This is a genomic window from Pseudomonas sp. TKO26 (assembly GCF_003225665.1).
GTDB classification, from domain to species: Bacteria; Pseudomonadota; Gammaproteobacteria; order Pseudomonadales; family Pseudomonadaceae; genus Aquipseudomonas; species Aquipseudomonas saponiphila.
The window spans coordinates 222,173-237,757 of record NZ_QKLN01000036.1 but is presented as its reverse complement, the minus strand read 5'-3'; the positions used below and the strand labels follow the sequence as shown (position 1 = coordinate 237,757).

Genomic DNA, 15,585 nt, shown 5'->3' with positions numbered 1-15,585 from the left:
GCGCGGCAAGGTATAATCGCGCCCTTTTTTCCGGAGCGACGTCATGTCCCTGCCAAGCCTGCGCCTCAAAGCCAACGCCGATCGCCGCCTGCGCGCCGGCCACCTGTGGATCTACAGCAACGAAATCGATGTAGCCGCCACCCCTCTGCACGGCTTCAAGGCAGGCGACCAGGCAGTGCTGGAAGCCGCCGGCGGCAAGCCCCTGGGTGTGGTGGCCATGAGCCCGAACAACCTGATCTGCGCTCGCCTGCTGTCGCGCGATGCCAAGCTGGCCCTGGACAAGTCGCTGCTGGTGCATCGCCTGAACGTGGCCCTGTCCCTGCGCGAGCGCCTGTTCGACAAGCCGTTCTACCGCCTGGTCTACGGCGATTCCGACCTGCTGCCGGGCCTGGTGGTGGATCGGTTCGGCGACATCCTGGTGGTCCAGCTGGCCTCGGCCACCATGGAACAGCACAAGGACGACGTGATCGCTGCCCTGGTCCAGGTGCTCAAGCCCAGCGGCATCCTGTTCAAGAACGACTCCGCCGCCCGTGACGCCGAAGGCCTGGGCCGCTACGTCGAAACCGTGTTCGGCCTGGTGCCGGAGTGGGTCGCCCTGGAAGAGAACGGCGTGAAGTTCGAGGCCCCGGTGATGGAAGGCCAGAAGACCGGCTGGTTCTACGACCACCGGATGAACCGCGCGCGCCTGGCGCCTTACGCCAAGGGCAAGCGGGTGCTGGACCTGTTCAGCTACATCGGCGGCTGGGGCGTGCAGGCCGGCGTGTTCGGCGCCAGCGAAGTGTTCTGCGTCGATGCCTCGGGCTTCGCCCTCGATGGTGTGGAACGCAACGCCGCGCTCAATGGCATTGCCGAGAAAGTCACCTGTGTCGAAGGCGACGTGTTCGAAGCCCTGAAAGAGCTGAAGGCCGCCGAAGAACGCTTTGACGTGATCGTTGCCGACCCGCCCGCCTTCATCAAACGCAAGAAAGACCTGAAGAACGGCGAAGGCGCCTACCGCCGCCTCAACGAACAGGCCATGCGCCTCCTGAGCAAGGACGGCATCCTGGTCAGCGCTTCGTGCTCGATGCACCTGCCGGAGGACGACCTGCAGAACATCCTCCTGACCAGCGCCCGCCACCTGGACCGCAATATCCAGCTGCTGGAACGCGGCGGCCAGGGCCCGGATCACCCGGTGCACCCGGCCATCCCGGAAACCCGCTACATCAAGAGCATCACCTGCCGCCTGCTGCCCAACAGCTGAGCCCGGGCCGACGGCCGTTCCCGCCCGGCGCGGGAATGGCCAGCGCCATCGATTGACTTTAAGCGGCCACGACTCGATTCTCGGCACCTTCTCAAGGACCGAGAGCGCGGCACCATGGACCACTCCCCCACCACCCCGAAAAACACCTCGGCCGTCATCCTGCTGCTGACCATGACCCTGCTCGGGGTCTTCCCGCTGGACGTGATCCTCCCCTCCTTTCCCGCCCTGGCAGAACGCTTCAATACCTCCAGCGCCGATATCGCGCTGTCCGTCAGCCTGTTCGCCATTGGCTTGTCGTTTTCCCTGATGGTGATCGGGCCGCTGTCAGACTCCCTGGGGCGCAAGAAGCTGCTAATGGCAGGCATGGCCGTGGCCATCGCCGGGGCGCTGGGCTGCATGGCCGCCACCGAGTATGCGTGGTTCCTGCTGTTTCGCGTGGTCCAGGCCGTGGGTTGTGGCTGCTTCGCGCTGTCCCAGGCGCTGGTGCAGGACCTGTTCGTCGGCCGGCAGCAGGAGCGCCTGCGCATCGCCCTGGTCACCGCCAGCGGCATCTTCATTTCCCTGTCACCGCTGCTGGGCACCTGGTTGCAGGCCCACCTGGGCTGGCAGGGCAGCTTCGAGGTGTTCGTCGTCCTCGGCCTGCTGGTCTTGCTCAAGGCCTGGCTCCTGCTGGAGAACACTCCAGGCACGGCGGCAGGCCAGAGGCATATCCTCGCGGCCTATCGGCGGGTGTTTGCCGACCTGTCGTTCCTCGGCTACTGGCTGATCTCGGCGCTGGCCTTCGCCTGCCATTTTTCGTTCATCGTCATTTCACCGCTCATTTTCATGGAGCAGTTGCAGCTCTCGCCCTACCAGTACGCCCTGACGCTGCTGCTGTATGGGGCGGCCTATGTGCTGGGCGGAATCGGCGCCGGGGTGATGAACCGCTACCTGCAGGCCAGCACCCAGATCGTCACCGGACTGGGGCTGATCGCCCTGTCCGGCCTGCTGATGCTGCTGTTGCAGCAGTTCGAGCTGTCCGTCGCCACGGTCCTGGTGCCGATGATCGTCTGCACCGCCGGCACCACCATCACCCGCCCGGTGGCGACCTCACGGGCCATGGGCATTTTTCCGCACAACGCCGGGACCTCTGCTTCGGCGGGCAACATGCTGATCTTTATCGCTGGCGGCCTGATCAGCGGCTTCATCAACCTGAGCGCCAGCAATCTGGTGATGGCGCTGGGGCTGTGTTTCCTGGGACTGAGTGCAATCGCCCTGGGCCTGAACAGCCTGGTCAATCGTCGCTATCAGGGCGCCTGCGTCTGAAGATCGCGCAAGCGGCACACATCCCGCAGGTACAGGACGAAGGAGAATGCCAGGGGTGGCCCGCTGAAGTAGCACAGGGACAGGAACCCGCTCTTGAAGGGATCCAGATGCCGCTCGTGGATCCAGAAACCGAACAGCGCCTGGGCCAGCCAGGCAGCGCCAAGGGCCACCAGCATCCAGCGGCCGTCACCCAGCAGCCGTCGCTTGAAGCCATCACGCCCCGCCAGCCAAGTGGCGCTGAGCAGGCTCATCAGCAGCAGGAGCGCCACCACGCTGTAGATCACCCCAAGCGTGGAAGGCAACTCGCTGCAGGCCTGCACCACTCCCGCCGCAGCGCAGCCCAGCAGCAGCGCGGCCTTCCAGGTTCGCCACTGGCGCCGCTGCCCGGCCAGCAACTGCACGAAGCCGCCGCCCGCAAGCAGGGCCGCACCCACCAAGGCCATGGCACTGCCGGGCCAGTCGCTCTGGAGCACCAGCCACATCAGCAGCAGCCCCTGCAGCAGGCCAATGCCCAGGTAGAACCTCAGGGATCGCATGTTCGCGGACATTCCAGCTCCATTGGATGATGTTCGAGGGGCGGCGAGTCTAAACCAGGAACCGCCGAGCTGGCAGCGCTCAGTGATCTCCAGGCAATCGCACGCCGCAGAGCGGCCACGGCATTCCTTCCTGACGCCAGCGGTGTAGAATCGGCGAATTCATCGCCAGTCATCCCCCGGCGGGTTTATGAGCTCAGGCTGAGGCGCGCGGCGATCCCGCGACGTCATCGGCAGCTTTCGGACACACGGCCATTTCTGAGTGTTCCCAAGGTCAATAGAAGCTCACTCCCCATTTGTTCCCTGATTAGCCGCCCGGAGTGCTCCATGCCTGATTACCGCTCGAAAACATCCACCCACGGCCGCAACATGGCCGGCGCCCGCGCCCTGTGGCGCGCCACGGGGATGAAAGATGCCGACTTCAAGAAGCCGATCATCGCCATTGCCAACTCCTTCACCCAGTTCGTCCCGGGGCACGTGCACCTGAAGGACCTGGGCCAACTGGTGGCCCGCGAGATCGAACGCGCCGGTGGCGTGGCCAAGGAATTCAACACCATCGCCGTGGACGACGGCATCGCCATGGGCCACGACGGCATGCTGTATTCCCTGCCGAGCCGCGAGATCATCGCCGACTCCGTGGAGTACATGGTCAACGCCCACTGCGCCGACGCCATCGTCTGCATCTCCAACTGCGACAAGATCACCCCCGGCATGCTGATGGCCGCCCTGCGCCTGAACATCCCGGTGATCTTCGTTTCCGGCGGCCCGATGGAAGCCGGCAAGACCAAGCTCGCCAGCCACGGCCTGGACCTGGTGGACGCCATGGTCATCGCCGCCGACTCCAGCGCTTCTGACGAGAAGGTTGCCGAGTACGAGCGCAGCGCCTGCCCGACCTGCGGTTCGTGCTCCGGCATGTTCACCGCCAACTCCATGAACTGCCTGACCGAAGCCCTGGGGCTGGCCCTGCCGGGCAACGGTTCGACCCTGGCCACCCACAGCGACCGCGAAGAGCTGTTCCTGCGGGCCGGGCGCACGATTGTCGAGTTGTGCCAGCGTTATTACGGCGACAACGACGAGTCGGTCCTGCCGCGCAACATCGCCAACTTCAAGGCGTTCGAGAACGCCATGACCCTGGACATCGCCATGGGCGGTTCCACCAACACCATCCTCCACCTACTGGCCGCCGCCCAGGAAGCCGAGATCGACTTCGACCTGCGGGACATCGATCGTCTGTCGCGCAATGTGCCGCAGCTGTGCAAGGTGGCGCCGAACATCCAGAAGTACCACATGGAAGACGTGCACCGCGCCGGGGGCATCTTCAGCATCCTCGGCGAGCTGGCCCGTGGCGGCCTGCTGCACACCGACCTGCCCACCGTGCACAGCAAGACCCTGGCCGAGGGCATCGCCCAGTGGGACATCACCCAGACCAGCGACGAAGCCGTGCACCACTTCTTCAAGGCCGGCCCGGCGGGCATCCCGACCCAGACCGCGTTCAGCCAGTCGACCCGTTGGGACAGCCTCGACGACGACCGTGAGAACGGCTGCATCCGCAGCGTCGAGCATGCCTACTCCAAGGAGGGCGGCCTGGCCGTGCTCTACGGCAACATCGCCCTGGACGGCTGCGTGGTGAAGACCGCTGGCGTCGACGAGTCGATCCACGTCTTCGAAGGCAACGCCAAGATCTTCGAAAGCCAGGACAGCGCCGTGCGCGGCATCCTCGCCGACGAAGTGAAGGAAGGCGACATCGTGATCATCCGTTACGAAGGTCCGAAAGGCGGCCCGGGCATGCAGGAAATGCTCTACCCGACGTCTTATCTGAAGTCCAAGGGCCTGGGCAAAGCCTGCGCCCTGCTCACCGACGGCCGCTTCTCCGGCGGCACCTCGGGCCTGTCCATCGGCCACGCCTCGCCTGAAGCGGCGGCCGGCGGCGCCATCGGCCTGGTGCAGGACGGCGACAAGGTACTGATCGACATTCCCAACCGCTCGATCAACCTGCTGGTCAGCGACGAGGAGTTGGCGGCGCGCCGCGTCGAACAGGACAAGAAAGGCTGGAAGCCGGTGGAGGCGCGGCCACGCAAAGTGACCACCGCCCTGAAGGCCTACGCCCTGCTGGCCACCAGCGCCGACAAGGGCGCGGTACGCAACAAGGCCATGCTCGACGGCCTGTGATCGCATCGCCCTGAAATGAAAATGCCCCGCCAAGTGCGGGGCATTTTTTTGACCTTGCATCGCCCTCTCGGGCGCCTTCGCTGGCAAGCCAGCTCCTACAGCAGTGTTCGGGGTGGTGGTGGCGCAAGAGTAAGAGCCGGTTCCTGGTTCTCAGGGCATGCGTTCGCCCAACTGCCCGCGCAGGAAGCGGTACAGGCCATCGGCGCTCTTGCGGTAGCCGTCGGCGGTCAGGTGTACCAGGTCATTGCGCGCCAGGTCGCTGCCCTGCCATTTGCTGATGGAGCAATCGCCGCCCATGAACGCCTGCCAGTCCCAGAACAGGGTGCGGCTGGTCTTCGCCACGTCCTTCTGGATCTGCACGATCTGCCGCAGCGGTTGCGGCTGGGAAGCCGCGCAGCTGCCGGCATTGCGGCGCTTGATGGAGTCCGGCGGCCCTACCAGCAGGATCACGCTCTTGGGCAGGTTCTTGCGCAGCAGCGCGACTTTCTCCTGCAACTGGCTGCGGTAGAGCTGCAGGTCCAGGTCGTCATCAAAGGCTTCGTTGGTGCCGTAGGCCAGCACCACCATGTCCGGACGCAGGGCCTTGAGGGTTTCCAGCCAGCCGGGCTGCCACTTGTCCAGCACGTCCAGACGCGCGCCATTGATGCCTAGCGCGGAATAGATCACCCCGGCGCTCTTCTGCCCGAGGATGTTCCAGCCGCCCAGGGCCAGGCCCTGGTTGTTGGCCACGTTCAGGTCCAGGGGCAGGGTCAGGTTGTTGAACGGCGGACTGAAGCGCCACTGTCCACCGGTGGCGGCCAGCATGCGGCTGCTTTTATTGAGGTTGTCCCGGGCGGTCAGGGTGTTGTTGCTGGACGCCTGGTACAGCGCGGAAATCCGGTACTGCTGGTTGCTCGGCTGGCGCTCGGCGATGTGCACCCGGGCTCCCGGGGTCATCGGCAGCGACAGGTAGCCGCCCAGGGGAAACTGGTTGCTCTGCTGGTTGCGCGCCGACACCAGGGACCACTGGCGCTTGGCCGCACCCAGGATCACTCGCTCATAGCGGGTGCCGGGCACCGGCGTGGCCGCCACAAAACCGATGCCGCCATCGCCGTACTGCGCTTGCAGCAGGCGGCGCATCTCGCCGCTGAACAGGTCGGCGGCGGTGTGGGAGTCACCCAGTTGCACGATGTTGATGGGCGTGCGGTCGGAGGTACTGAACTTGCGCGCCAGCAGTGCCAGGTTCGGGTCGGTGCCGGTGGTCACGACTTTCTTGGTGCCGCTCCCGGACCGCGCCAGGGCCGAGGCCGGAGTGGCCTGGACCTCGGTGGTCGGGCTGCAACTGCTCAGCAAGGTGATGCCCAGCAACAGCGCAATGCCTTGCAGTCGCCCCATATCAGTGCTCCGTCAATTGTTGGCTGGGGAAATTGATCAGCGAGATCACACGCTCAGCGATCAGCTTCTGCCCAGTGGTGGTGAAATGGATACCGTCATCGACCCGGGTCTTGACCTTCTTGCCGTCGCCGGTGGTGCGGTAATAGGAAAACTCGTCGTTCTGGTAACCGAGAATCTCGTTGGCCGAGACGAAATGCTGCTGATAGCGCTCGATCTGGCTCTTGTACAGGTCGCTCAGGTAAGCCATGGCCGTAGACAGCTTGGGCTTCTCCATGTTCGGCGGGCCGACCCAGATCACTTGCACATTGTGGGCCTGGGCGGTGTCGAGGATCGAATCGATGCGCTGGCGATAGGCCTCTTCCCAGTCCGGGGTCTTGAAACGCAGGAACGGTTTGCCCTTGGCCACCGGCATGTCCCACGGGTCGTTGGGACCGAGGAAGATCACCATCAGACGGATGTTCGGGTTGCTGGCCAGGGTGCTCTCAACGGTCTTGGGCCAGTTGAAAAAGCTCGGATAGGCAAGGCCGGTGCTCTGTTTGCTGAGGTTCAGGCTCTTGACGTTGTAGCGCTTGCGCAGGGTGTTGGCCATGTGCGGCGCCACGCCCTGCATCAGCGAGTCACCGACAAAGAACACCTCGTCGCCAGTGGCCAGGCTGGCCATCAGCGGCGCCACGCCTGCCTGCTGGACCTTGGGCCCATGGCTGAGCGCCGGAGCCACGGCCACCGGCTGCGAGGCAACCGGGGGCGGGGCCTGGGGAGCCGCATGGGCGGGCGCGGCATGAGCGGGGGCAGAATGGGCGGCGCTCAGCGGCGGATGCTCCGGCACCGGCGCGGCGGCGACCTTGGGCAACGGCTGCGGCTCGTCGTCCGTCGCCGCTTCGGCCTGGGCCACCGTCAGGTCGGCCGTGGCGGCAAAGCTGCCGACAAAGGCCACCCGGGCATTCTCCAGTGCCTGGTTGAGCTGGGCGCCATAGCGCCACTGCGGGTTCTGCGACAGCCCCGGGATCTCGCAGTCATCGTGATACTTCTGCTGGCAGTAGAGGCGGATCGACTGCTGGTTGAACCACACCAGCAACAGGCTGGTCACCACCAGGGCGTAAAACACCTTGGCTGCACTGCCGAGGCTGACCGACAAGGGCGAACGCTTAGAAGCTGGCATAAATGAACCCCGGCACGCCCGACGGTGAGGCGAAGATGACCACGCAGATGAACAGCCCCAACGGCACTGGATAGAACAGCCACGGCAAGCTGGTGGCGGCCGTGAACAGGCGCTGCAGCAGCGCCACGATCCGTGGGTAGAACGCAACGAACAGCAGGCAGCCCAGCAGGCTCAGGGCGCTGCCGGCCAACCCGCTGAAGGACAGGCCGCCCAGGCCGCCGAGCATGTCCATGGCATCGGACAAGGTCGCGCAGCGGAAGAAGATCCAGGCCAGTGACACGTAGTGGAAGGTCAGCAGGCGGGCCGCCAGGTCCGAACCGATCCAGCGCGGGCCCCGGGCCAGCAGCGGGCTGCTGAACTTGTACAGCGCCAGGCCCACGCCATGCAGCGCGCCCCAGATGATGAAGTTGGCGCTGGCGCCGTGCCACAAGCCGGAAATCAGCATGGCCAGCAGCATGTTCAGGTTGCCGCGCCACACCGGGCCGCGGTTGCCCCCCAGCGGGATGTACACGTAGTCACGGATAAAGGTCGACAGGCTGATGTGCCAGCGGCCCCAGAACTCCTTGAGATTGCGCGCCGCATAGGGGTAGTTGAAGTTCAGCGGCAGGCGGAAGCCCAGCAACAGGGCGATGCCGGTCACCAGGTCGGTGTAGCCGCTGAAGTTGAAGTAGATCAGGAACGAATAGCCGTAGACCGCCCGCAGGATCTGCTCGGCCGAGAAGGCCACCGGGCTGTCGAACACCGGGTCGACCCACTCGTTGGCCAGCCAGGAACTGAGGAAGAACAGCTTGACCACCGCCACCGCGATCAGGCCCAGGGCCCGTTGCGGCTCCAGCACCTGGCGCAGCTGCGGCGGGTTGATCTGCTCCAGCATCGGGATCGCCCGGTTCACCGGGCCGGCGATCAGGCTGGGGAAGAACGCCAGGTACAGCGCCAGGTCGAAGGGCGAGCCCGGGGTCAGCTCCCGGCGATTGATCGACACCAGGTAGCTGACCGAGTGGAAGGCATAGAACGACAGCCCCACCGGTAGCAGCACCTCCAGCAGCGGCAGCGACACCTCCACGCCAAACTGGGCGAAGGCGTTCTGCACCGCGCTGGTGAAGAAGTCCTGGTACTTGAACAGGTAGAAGGCCCCCAGCACCAGCAACAGCATCAGGCCATTGACCCAGCCCCTGCCGGGGTAACGCTGGCTCAACAGGCCGAGCAGGTACACCAGGGCCGTGTAGCCCAGCAGGATATAGAGGAAGTTCAGGCTGAAGCTGGCGAGGATCGCATAGCTGGCGACCAGCAACAGGGCATTCTGCAAACGCAGGCTGAAGCCCAGGCCCCAATACAGAATGAAGAACAGGATGAAACAGAGGCCGAATTCGATCGAGAGATAGCTCACAACGTAGTCCATTACGTGCAGTCGGGGACAAACCCGGCACAAGGGAGAGCAGGCGGGGGACAGGAAACGGGCGCGATTATGGCAGAGGGGGTTTGACGGTCACAAGTTGAAACATTATCGGCATATTGCCGCAACCGGCACCGTCAGCGTGCGACAGGTGCCCGGTTGGCCGGCGAAGGCGCTAGTCCTGTTCGCCGGCGGCGGCCCGCTGGCGGTTACTGGATGTCTTCGGGCTTGACGATCACCCAGTTCTTGTCGGCGGTCACCGGCAGGCCTTCCTTGGCCTGGGCCGCGGCATGCTTGGCCATCATGCCGTTGAGCTGGGTCATGTACTTGTCCTTGCGGTTGATCCACAGGTGGATGCCGCCCTTGGCCACGTCCACGCCATGAAACAGCATGTAGCCGTCGCTGGTCGGGGTGTCGCCGCCCACCAGTACCGGTTTCTTCCACTCGTCGATGTAGGTCAGGATCGCCGCGTGCTTGCCCGCCATCCAGGTAGCCGGGGTCCACAGGTACGGCGTCAGTTCCAGGCCGAGGTTGGCCTGCTCGTCATACTTGCCGTCGGTGATCTGTTTGCGCGCGGTGGTCAGGGCGCCGGTCTTGCGGTCCTTGAGCAGGGTGGTCACGCCGATGACGTTCTGCGGCTTGACGTTGTAGCCGTACTTGGGATCGGCGGCGACCATGCGCACCAGTTCTTCAGAAGCGGCGGTCATCACGTAGACCTCGATGCCGTTCTCCATCAGCTTGTTGTACAGCTCGGCCTGGCCGGTGAAGACCTTGGGCGGGTTGACCTCGATGGTCTTGACCACATCGCCGTCGTAATAAGTGCTCGGCACCGGCTTGCCGGAGGCCATCAGCTCATCGACGTAGCCCTTGAGCTCCTTGAGGGTGAAGCCGGAGAACACCTGCGCCACCCAGGGGTAGCAGACCATGTCGTCAATTTCACACAGGCGGTAGTAGTAGCTGAACAGGCTTTCCTTGTGCTCGGCGGTGTCCTTGAACGGGATCAGCTTGAGCGACGGGTCGAGGGTGTCGCGAGTGATCAGCCCCTTGTTTTCCATGAAGGGCAGCAGGGACTCTTCCAGGTCGTAGCGGTAGCTGGTGTTGTCCATGTCGAACACCGCGAAGTTGCCCTTGTGGGCGTTGGCCGCGATCATCGCGTCCAGCTGCTTGGCCTGCTCAGCGGGCCAATGCTTCAACTCGGTGGCCAGGGCCTGGCCGGCGAGGCCCAGGCAGAGTGCAACGGCGAGCAATTTCGGTGCGAGTTTCATCGACGGTTTTCTCCCTGAGTGAAAGCCTTCGACGCTAACAAATCCCTGTGACAGTTCTCGTCTCCACGCGACCGCTTGCGTCCCGAGAGCGCCAGCCACATGCGCCTGAGCGTCAGCGGCTTATTCCAAAAACGACAGTTGCCATGCGATATCGTTATTAATTCATTAGATTTCAAGCTGTTAGGCTTGCCGGTTCGCAATCGCCAGAGCCGCGATTGGCACAAGTCTTATCGGAGTCCCAATGAATCTGCCGCTGATCCTCAACCTGCTGGTGTTCCTGGCCCTGCTGCTGGGCCTGGCACAAACCCGCCACACGACTTGGAGCCTGGCCAAGAAGGTCCTGCTGGCCCTGGTGCTGGGCGTGGTCTTCGGCATTGCCCTGCACAGCCTCTACGGCGCCGGCCACCCAGTGCTCAAGGCCTCCATCGGCTGGTTCGACCTGGTGGGCAATGGCTACGTGCAGTTGCTGCAGATGATCGTGATTCCCCTGGTGTTCGCCTCGATCCTCAGCGCCGTGGCCCGCCTGCACAACGCCTCGTCCCTGGGCAAGATCAGCTTCCTGACCATCGGCACCCTGCTGTTCACCACCGCCATCGCCGCGCTGGTGGGCATCGGCCTGACCAACCTGTTCGGCCTGAGCGCCGAAGGGCTGGTGGCCGGCACCCAGGAGATGGCCCGCCTGCAAGTGATCCAGAGCGATTACGCGGGCAAGGTCGCCGACCTCAACGTGCCGCAGCTGCTGCTGTCGTTCATCCCGCAGAACCCTTTCGCCGACCTGGCCCGGGCCAAGCCGACCTCGATCATCAGCGTGGTGATCTTCGCCGCCTTCCTCGGCATGGCCGCGCTGCAGCTGTTCAAGGATGACGCCGACAAAGGCCAGAAAGTGCTCAACGCCATCGACACCCTGCAAGCCTGGGTGATGCGCCTGGTGCGCCTGGTGATGAAACTGACCCCCTATGGTGTGCTGGCGCTGATGACCAAGGTAGTGGCCGGCTCCAACCTGCAGGACATCATCAAGCTCGGCAGTTTCGTGGTGGTGTCCTACATCGGCCTGGGCCTGATGTTCGTGGTCCACGGCCTGCTGGTCGCCCTGGCCGGGATCAACCCGCTGCGCTTCTTCCGCAAGGTCTGGCCGGTACTGACCTTCGCCTTCACCAGTCGCTCCAGCGCCGCCAGCATTCCCCTGAGCATCGAAGCCCAGACCCGGCGCCTGGGCATTCCCCAGTCCATCGCCAGCTTTGCCGCCTCGTTCGGCGCCACCATCGGCCAGAACGGCTGCGCCGGCCTGTACCCGGCGATGCTCGCGGTGATGGTCGCCCCAACCGTGGGCATCAACCCGCTGGATCCGCTGTGGATCGCCACCCTGGTGGCCATCGTCACCTTGAGTTCCGCCGGCGTGGCGGGCGTGGGCGGTGGCGCAACCTTCGCCGCGCTGATCGTGCTACCGGCCATGGGCTTGCCGGTGTCGCTGGTGGCGCTGCTGATTTCCGTGGAACCGCTGATCGACATGGGCCGCACGGCGCTGAACGTCAGCGGTTCGATGACCGCCGGCGCCATCACCAGCCAGGTGATGCAGCAAACCGACAAGGCGCTGCTGGACGCCGATGAACATTCGGAGCTGGAGCACGCGTAAAAGCAGCTACAAGCTACAAGCTACGAGCCGCAAGCAAGAGCCAGTCGGCTTTTACTTGTAGCTTGTAGCTGGCAACTTGCGGCTGTCATCGTCTCTCCCATACCTCGAAGCTGTACGCCGGTTTGTCTCCTTCCGGCGGATTCGGCACCTCTGATACCCGATTCCACTGCTGCTCATCGAACTCCGGAAACCAGGCGTCGCCTTCCGGGTTCAAGGCCACCCGCGTCAGATACAGGCGATCGGCCTGCTCCAGCCCTTGGGCATAAAGCTGCGCGCCGCCGATCAGCATCAGCTCGCTGGCGCCCTGCTCCAGGGCCCATTCCTCGGCCCGGACCAGCGCGGCGTCCAATGACGGATAAACCTCGGCACCTTCGAGCACCAGGCCGGTCTGACGACTGACCACGATGTTCAAGCGCCCCGGCAAGGGCCGGCCCAGGGAATCCCAGGTCTTGCGCCCCATGATGATCGGCTTGCCCAGGGTGGTGGCCTTAAAGAATTTGAAATCCCCCGGCAAATGCCAGGGCATGCTGTTATCGACGCCGATCACGCGGTTTTGTGCCAGGGCCGCGATCAGGCTGAGAGGGAGAGATTTTTTCATGCCGGCGAGGATACCAGAGGCCCCAGGCCTGGCAACTTCACCCGACCGCCGCTGCAGCAGTTATGCTCAGCGCACTTTTAAGCGATGGAATGACGCGTGACTGCACTGACTCCCCTGCAACGCCTGTGGCTGACCGAAACCGTGCGCCTGCGCGAGGAGCACGCCGGCCCGCTGGAGGATCAGGAAGCCAATCGCCTGGCCCGCAACCAGGGCGGCGATCTGGCCACCCGTATCCAGAACCGCGCCCTGTGGCTGGCCCAGCGCGACGGCTTGCACGATGCCCTGCTGCACTGGCACCAGGGCGCGCGCCTGGCGCTGTTGCTGCTCGCGCTAATGGCAGTCCTCAGTGGCGCCGGACTGGCCTTCAGCGCCCTGGGCAACACCCAGCAACCAGTCAACGTGTTCTGGGCCCTGGGCAGCCTGCTGGGCATCAACCTGATCCTGCTGCTGAGCTGGCTGGCCGGCCTGCTGTTTGCCGGGGAGCACGGGGCGGGCCTCGGCCGCCTGTGGCTGTGGCTCAGCGAAAAACTCTCCCGCGATGCCAAGGCCGCGCAGTTGCCGCCAGCGCTGCTGCTGTTGCTGCAACGGCGCAAGCTCAACCGCTGGGCCCTGGGCAGCCTGATCAACGGCCTGTGGTGCCTGGCCCTGTTCAGCGCCGTGGTCATGCTGCTGGTGCTGCTGACCACCCACCGCTACAGCTTTGTCTGGGAAAGCACCCTGCTGGGCAGCGATGCCTTCGTGGCCATTACCAACACCCTCAGCGCCCTGCCCCGCAGCCTGGGCTTCGGCGCGCCGAGCGTGGCAACCATCCAGGCCAGCACCCGGGATGTCTACAACACCGAGCTGATCCGCCAGTCCTGGGCCATCTGGCTGGTGGTCCTGGTGCTGATCTACGGCGTGCTGCCGCGCCTGCTGCTGATGCTGTTCTGCCGCTGGCGCTGGCGACACGGCAAGGCGCGCCTGCAGTTGGACCTGAACCTGCCGGGCTACGCCTCACTGCGCGAACGCCTGATGCCCAGCAGCGAACGCCTGGGCGTCAATGACGCGGCCCCCGAGCAGTTGCACCGGGTCGAAGGCGGCGTCAGCGCCGAGGACAGCAGCGGCGCCTTGCTGGTGGCCATCGAGCTCGACGAGCAACGCCCCTGGCCGCCGCAGCTGCCGGACAGCATCAAGAATGCCGGCATCCTCGACAGCCGCGAGTCGCGCCAGCGCCTGCTGGAGCAGATGAGCCGCTTCCCCCCGGCGCGCCTGCTGATCGCCTGCGACCCGCGGCGCTCGCCGGACCGCGGCAGCCTCGGGCTGATCGCCGAACTGGCGCGCAACGCCAGCGCGACCCGGGTCTGGCTGCTGCAAGCCCCGCCCGGCCAGGCCCTGGATGCCGACCGCCTGGGCGACTGGCACAGCGCCCTGCAACAACTGGAACTGCCCTTCGCAGATTGCGCGCCCCTCGACTGGCTGGAGAACGGTCATGACTGATGCTCGGCAAAAGCCGCTGAAACTGGCGGTGGTCGGCCACACCAACGTCGGCAAGACCTCGCTGCTGCGCACCCTGACCCGGGACGTGGGTTTTGGCGAAGTCTCCCATCGCCCCAGCACCACTCGACACGTGGAAGGCGCCCGCCTCTCGGTGGATGGCCAGCCCCTGCTGGAGCTCTACGACACCCCCGGCCTGGAAGACGCCATCGCCCTGCTGGATTACCTGGAACGCCTTGAGCGCCCCGGCGAACGCCTGGACGGCCCGGCCCGGCTGGCGCGCTTTCTTGACGGCAGCGAAGCCCGCCAGCGTTTCGAGCAGGAAGCCAAGGTCCTGCGCCAGCTGCTGGCCTCGGACGCCGGCCTGTATGTGATCGACGCCCGGGAGCCGGTGCTGGCCAAGTACCGCGATGAGCTGGAAGTACTGAGCGGCTGCGGCAAGCCGCTGCTGCCGGTGCTGAATTTCGTCAGCAGCGCCGAACAGCGCGAAGGCGACTGGCGCGAGGCCCTGGCCCGCCTGGGTCTGCACGCCCTGGTGCGCTTCGACAGCGTGGCGCCGCCGCAAGACGGCGAGCAGCGCCTGTATGAGAGCCTGGCCCTGCTGCTGGAACATGCGCGCCCGGCCCTGCAACGACTGATCAACGACCAGCAGGCCCAGCGCCTGGCGCGCCAGCACAGCGCCGCGCGATTGATTGCCGAATTGCTGGTGGATTGCGCCGCCTGCCGGCGCAGCGTGGCCAGCGATGCCGAGCTGGAGCAGCAGGCCATCGGCGAACTGCGCCAGGCCATCCGCCAGCGCGAGCAGCGCTGTGTCGAAGCCCTGCTCAAGCTCTACGCCTTCCGCCCTGAAGACGCTGCCACCAGCGACCTGCCGCTGCTCGATGGGCGCTGGGGCGACGACCTGTTCAACCCGGAAACCCTCAAGCAACTGGGGGTGCGGGTCGGTGGCGGGATCGCCGCCGGCGCGGCGGCCGGGGCCGGGGTGGACCTGCTGGTGGGCGGCTTGACCCTCGGCGCGGCGGCCCTGGCCGGGGCGATTGCCGGTGGCGCGCTGCAAACTGCCCGCAGCTACGGCAGCCGCTTGCTGGGCAAGCTCAAGGGCCAGCGCGAACTGACCGTGGATGACAGCGTGCTGCGGCTGCTGGCCCTGCGTCAGCGCCAGCTGGTGCAGGCGCTGAACCTGCGCGGGCATGCGGCGCTGGACAGCATCCGCCTGGCCACGCCGGAGGACAAAAGCTGGCGCGAGGGCAAGTTGCCGGAAGCCTTGAACAAGGCTCGGGCGCATCCGCAGTGGTCGTCGCTCAACCCCCATGCGCGCCTGAGCCAGGCCGAGCGCCAGGAGCAGATAGAGGCACTGGCCGAATCCTTGGTGGTTCAGGCGTAGATCGCCTTCGCCGGCAAGCCGGCTCCTACAACGCTCTGTAGGAGCGGGCTTGCCCGCGA

General features: G+C 65.3%; 12 protein-coding genes. 6 read left to right on the top strand and 6 right to left on the bottom strand.

The annotated features are described in order from the left end of the window. The first annotated feature begins 43 nt into the window (after positions 1-43). Both DNK59_RS25420 and DNK59_RS25415 read left to right on the top strand, forming a co-directional pair. On the top strand, positions 44-1,240 hold the full coding sequence (locus tag DNK59_RS25420; protein WP_092308713.1) for a class I SAM-dependent rRNA methyltransferase: 1,197 nt from the start codon (positions 44-46) through the stop codon (positions 1,238-1,240). Positions 1,241-1,354: 114 nt separating this feature from the next. After that, positions 1,355-2,545, top strand: coding sequence for an MFS transporter (locus DNK59_RS25415; protein WP_110725026.1), 1,191 nt, complete (start codon positions 1,355-1,357; stop codon positions 2,543-2,545). Here DNK59_RS25415 and DNK59_RS25410 read toward each other — a convergent pair. After that, positions 2,527-3,093, bottom strand: a complete 567-nt coding sequence (locus DNK59_RS25410) for a hypothetical protein (protein WP_110725025.1) — start codon at positions 3,091-3,093, stop codon at positions 2,527-2,529. The genes DNK59_RS25415 and DNK59_RS25410 overlap by 19 nt on opposite strands. A gap of 312 nt (positions 3,094-3,405) precedes the next feature. On the opposite strand from DNK59_RS25410, the gene ilvD reads away from it, so the two are divergent. Continuing rightward, a complete protein-coding gene (gene ilvD / locus DNK59_RS25405; protein WP_110725024.1) occupies positions 3,406-5,247 on the top strand; it encodes a dihydroxy-acid dehydratase in 1,842 nt (613 codons plus the stop codon). A 150-nt stretch (positions 5,248-5,397) separates the two neighbouring features. On the opposite strand, the gene DNK59_RS25400 is transcribed toward ilvD, so the two are convergent. The 4 genes from DNK59_RS25400 to DNK59_RS25385 form a co-directional block, all read right to left on the bottom strand. Next, complete coding sequence (locus DNK59_RS25400; RefSeq protein WP_092308701.1) at positions 5,398-6,621, bottom strand: SGNH/GDSL hydrolase family protein; 1,224 nt, start codon at positions 6,619-6,621, stop codon at positions 5,398-5,400. 1 nt (position 6,622) lies between these two features. Then, positions 6,623-7,780, bottom strand: coding sequence for an SGNH family hydrolase (locus DNK59_RS25395; RefSeq protein ID WP_110725023.1), 1,158 nt, complete (start codon positions 7,778-7,780; stop codon positions 6,623-6,625). Then, on the bottom strand, positions 7,767-9,167 hold the full coding sequence (locus DNK59_RS25390) for an MBOAT family protein (protein WP_256596655.1): 1,401 nt from the start codon (positions 9,165-9,167) through the stop codon (positions 7,767-7,769). Before DNK59_RS25390 ends, DNK59_RS25395 begins: the two co-directional genes overlap by 14 nt. Positions 9,168-9,382: 215 nt before the next feature. Further along, complete coding sequence (locus tag DNK59_RS25385; protein WP_047306514.1) at positions 9,383-10,438, bottom strand: hypothetical protein; 1,056 nt, start codon at positions 10,436-10,438, stop codon at positions 9,383-9,385. 241 nt (positions 10,439-10,679) lie between these two features. Between DNK59_RS25385 and DNK59_RS25380 the strand changes: the two genes are divergently transcribed. After that, complete coding sequence (locus tag DNK59_RS25380) at positions 10,680-12,071, top strand: L-cystine transporter (protein WP_092308692.1); 1,392 nt, start codon at positions 10,680-10,682, stop codon at positions 12,069-12,071. Between the two features lie 85 nt (positions 12,072-12,156). On the opposite strand, the gene DNK59_RS25375 is transcribed toward DNK59_RS25380, so the two are convergent. Then, complete coding sequence (locus DNK59_RS25375) at positions 12,157-12,669, bottom strand: dihydrofolate reductase (RefSeq protein ID WP_110725021.1); 513 nt, start codon at positions 12,667-12,669, stop codon at positions 12,157-12,159. A gap of 96 nt (positions 12,670-12,765) precedes the next feature. On the opposite strand from DNK59_RS25375, the gene DNK59_RS25370 reads away from it, so the two are divergent. After that, entirely contained in the window at positions 12,766-14,145 is a 1,380-nt protein-coding gene (locus tag DNK59_RS25370; protein ID WP_110725020.1) for a DUF2868 domain-containing protein, read from the top strand. Continuing rightward, on the top strand, positions 14,138-15,526 hold the full coding sequence (locus tag DNK59_RS25365) for a GTPase/DUF3482 domain-containing protein (protein WP_110725019.1): 1,389 nt from the start codon (positions 14,138-14,140) through the stop codon (positions 15,524-15,526). Before DNK59_RS25370 ends, DNK59_RS25365 begins: the two co-directional genes overlap by 8 nt. Positions 15,527-15,585: the final 59 nt, after the last annotated feature.

Excerpts from the sequence above, each read along its gene's own strand:
- DNK59_RS25395 (WP_110725023.1), bottom strand. The coding sequence starts at position 7,780 with ATGCCAGCTTCTAAGCGTTCGCCCTTGTCGGTCAGCCTCGGCAGTGCA.
- DNK59_RS25385 (WP_047306514.1), bottom strand. The coding sequence starts at position 10,438 with ATGAAACTCGCACCGAAATTGCTCGCCGTTGCACTCTGCCTGGGCCTC.
- DNK59_RS25400 (WP_092308701.1), bottom strand. The coding sequence starts at position 6,621 with ATGGGGCGACTGCAAGGCATTGCGCTGTTGCTGGGCATCACCTTGCTG.
- DNK59_RS25410 (WP_110725025.1), bottom strand. The coding sequence starts at position 3,093 with ATGTCCGCGAACATGCGATCCCTGAGGTTCTACCTGGGCATTGGCCTG.
- DNK59_RS25380 (WP_092308692.1), top strand. The coding sequence starts at position 10,680 with ATGAATCTGCCGCTGATCCTCAACCTGCTGGTGTTCCTGGCCCTGCTG.
- DNK59_RS25420 (WP_092308713.1), top strand. The coding sequence starts at position 44 with ATGTCCCTGCCAAGCCTGCGCCTCAAAGCCAACGCCGATCGCCGCCTG.
- DNK59_RS25365 (WP_110725019.1), top strand. The coding sequence starts at position 14,138 with ATGACTGATGCTCGGCAAAAGCCGCTGAAACTGGCGGTGGTCGGCCAC.
- ilvD (WP_110725024.1), top strand. The coding sequence starts at position 3,406 with ATGCCTGATTACCGCTCGAAAACATCCACCCACGGCCGCAACATGGCC.
- DNK59_RS25375 (WP_110725021.1), bottom strand. The coding sequence starts at position 12,669 with ATGAAAAAATCTCTCCCTCTCAGCCTGATCGCGGCCCTGGCACAAAAC.
- DNK59_RS25415 (WP_110725026.1), top strand. The coding sequence starts at position 1,355 with ATGGACCACTCCCCCACCACCCCGAAAAACACCTCGGCCGTCATCCTG.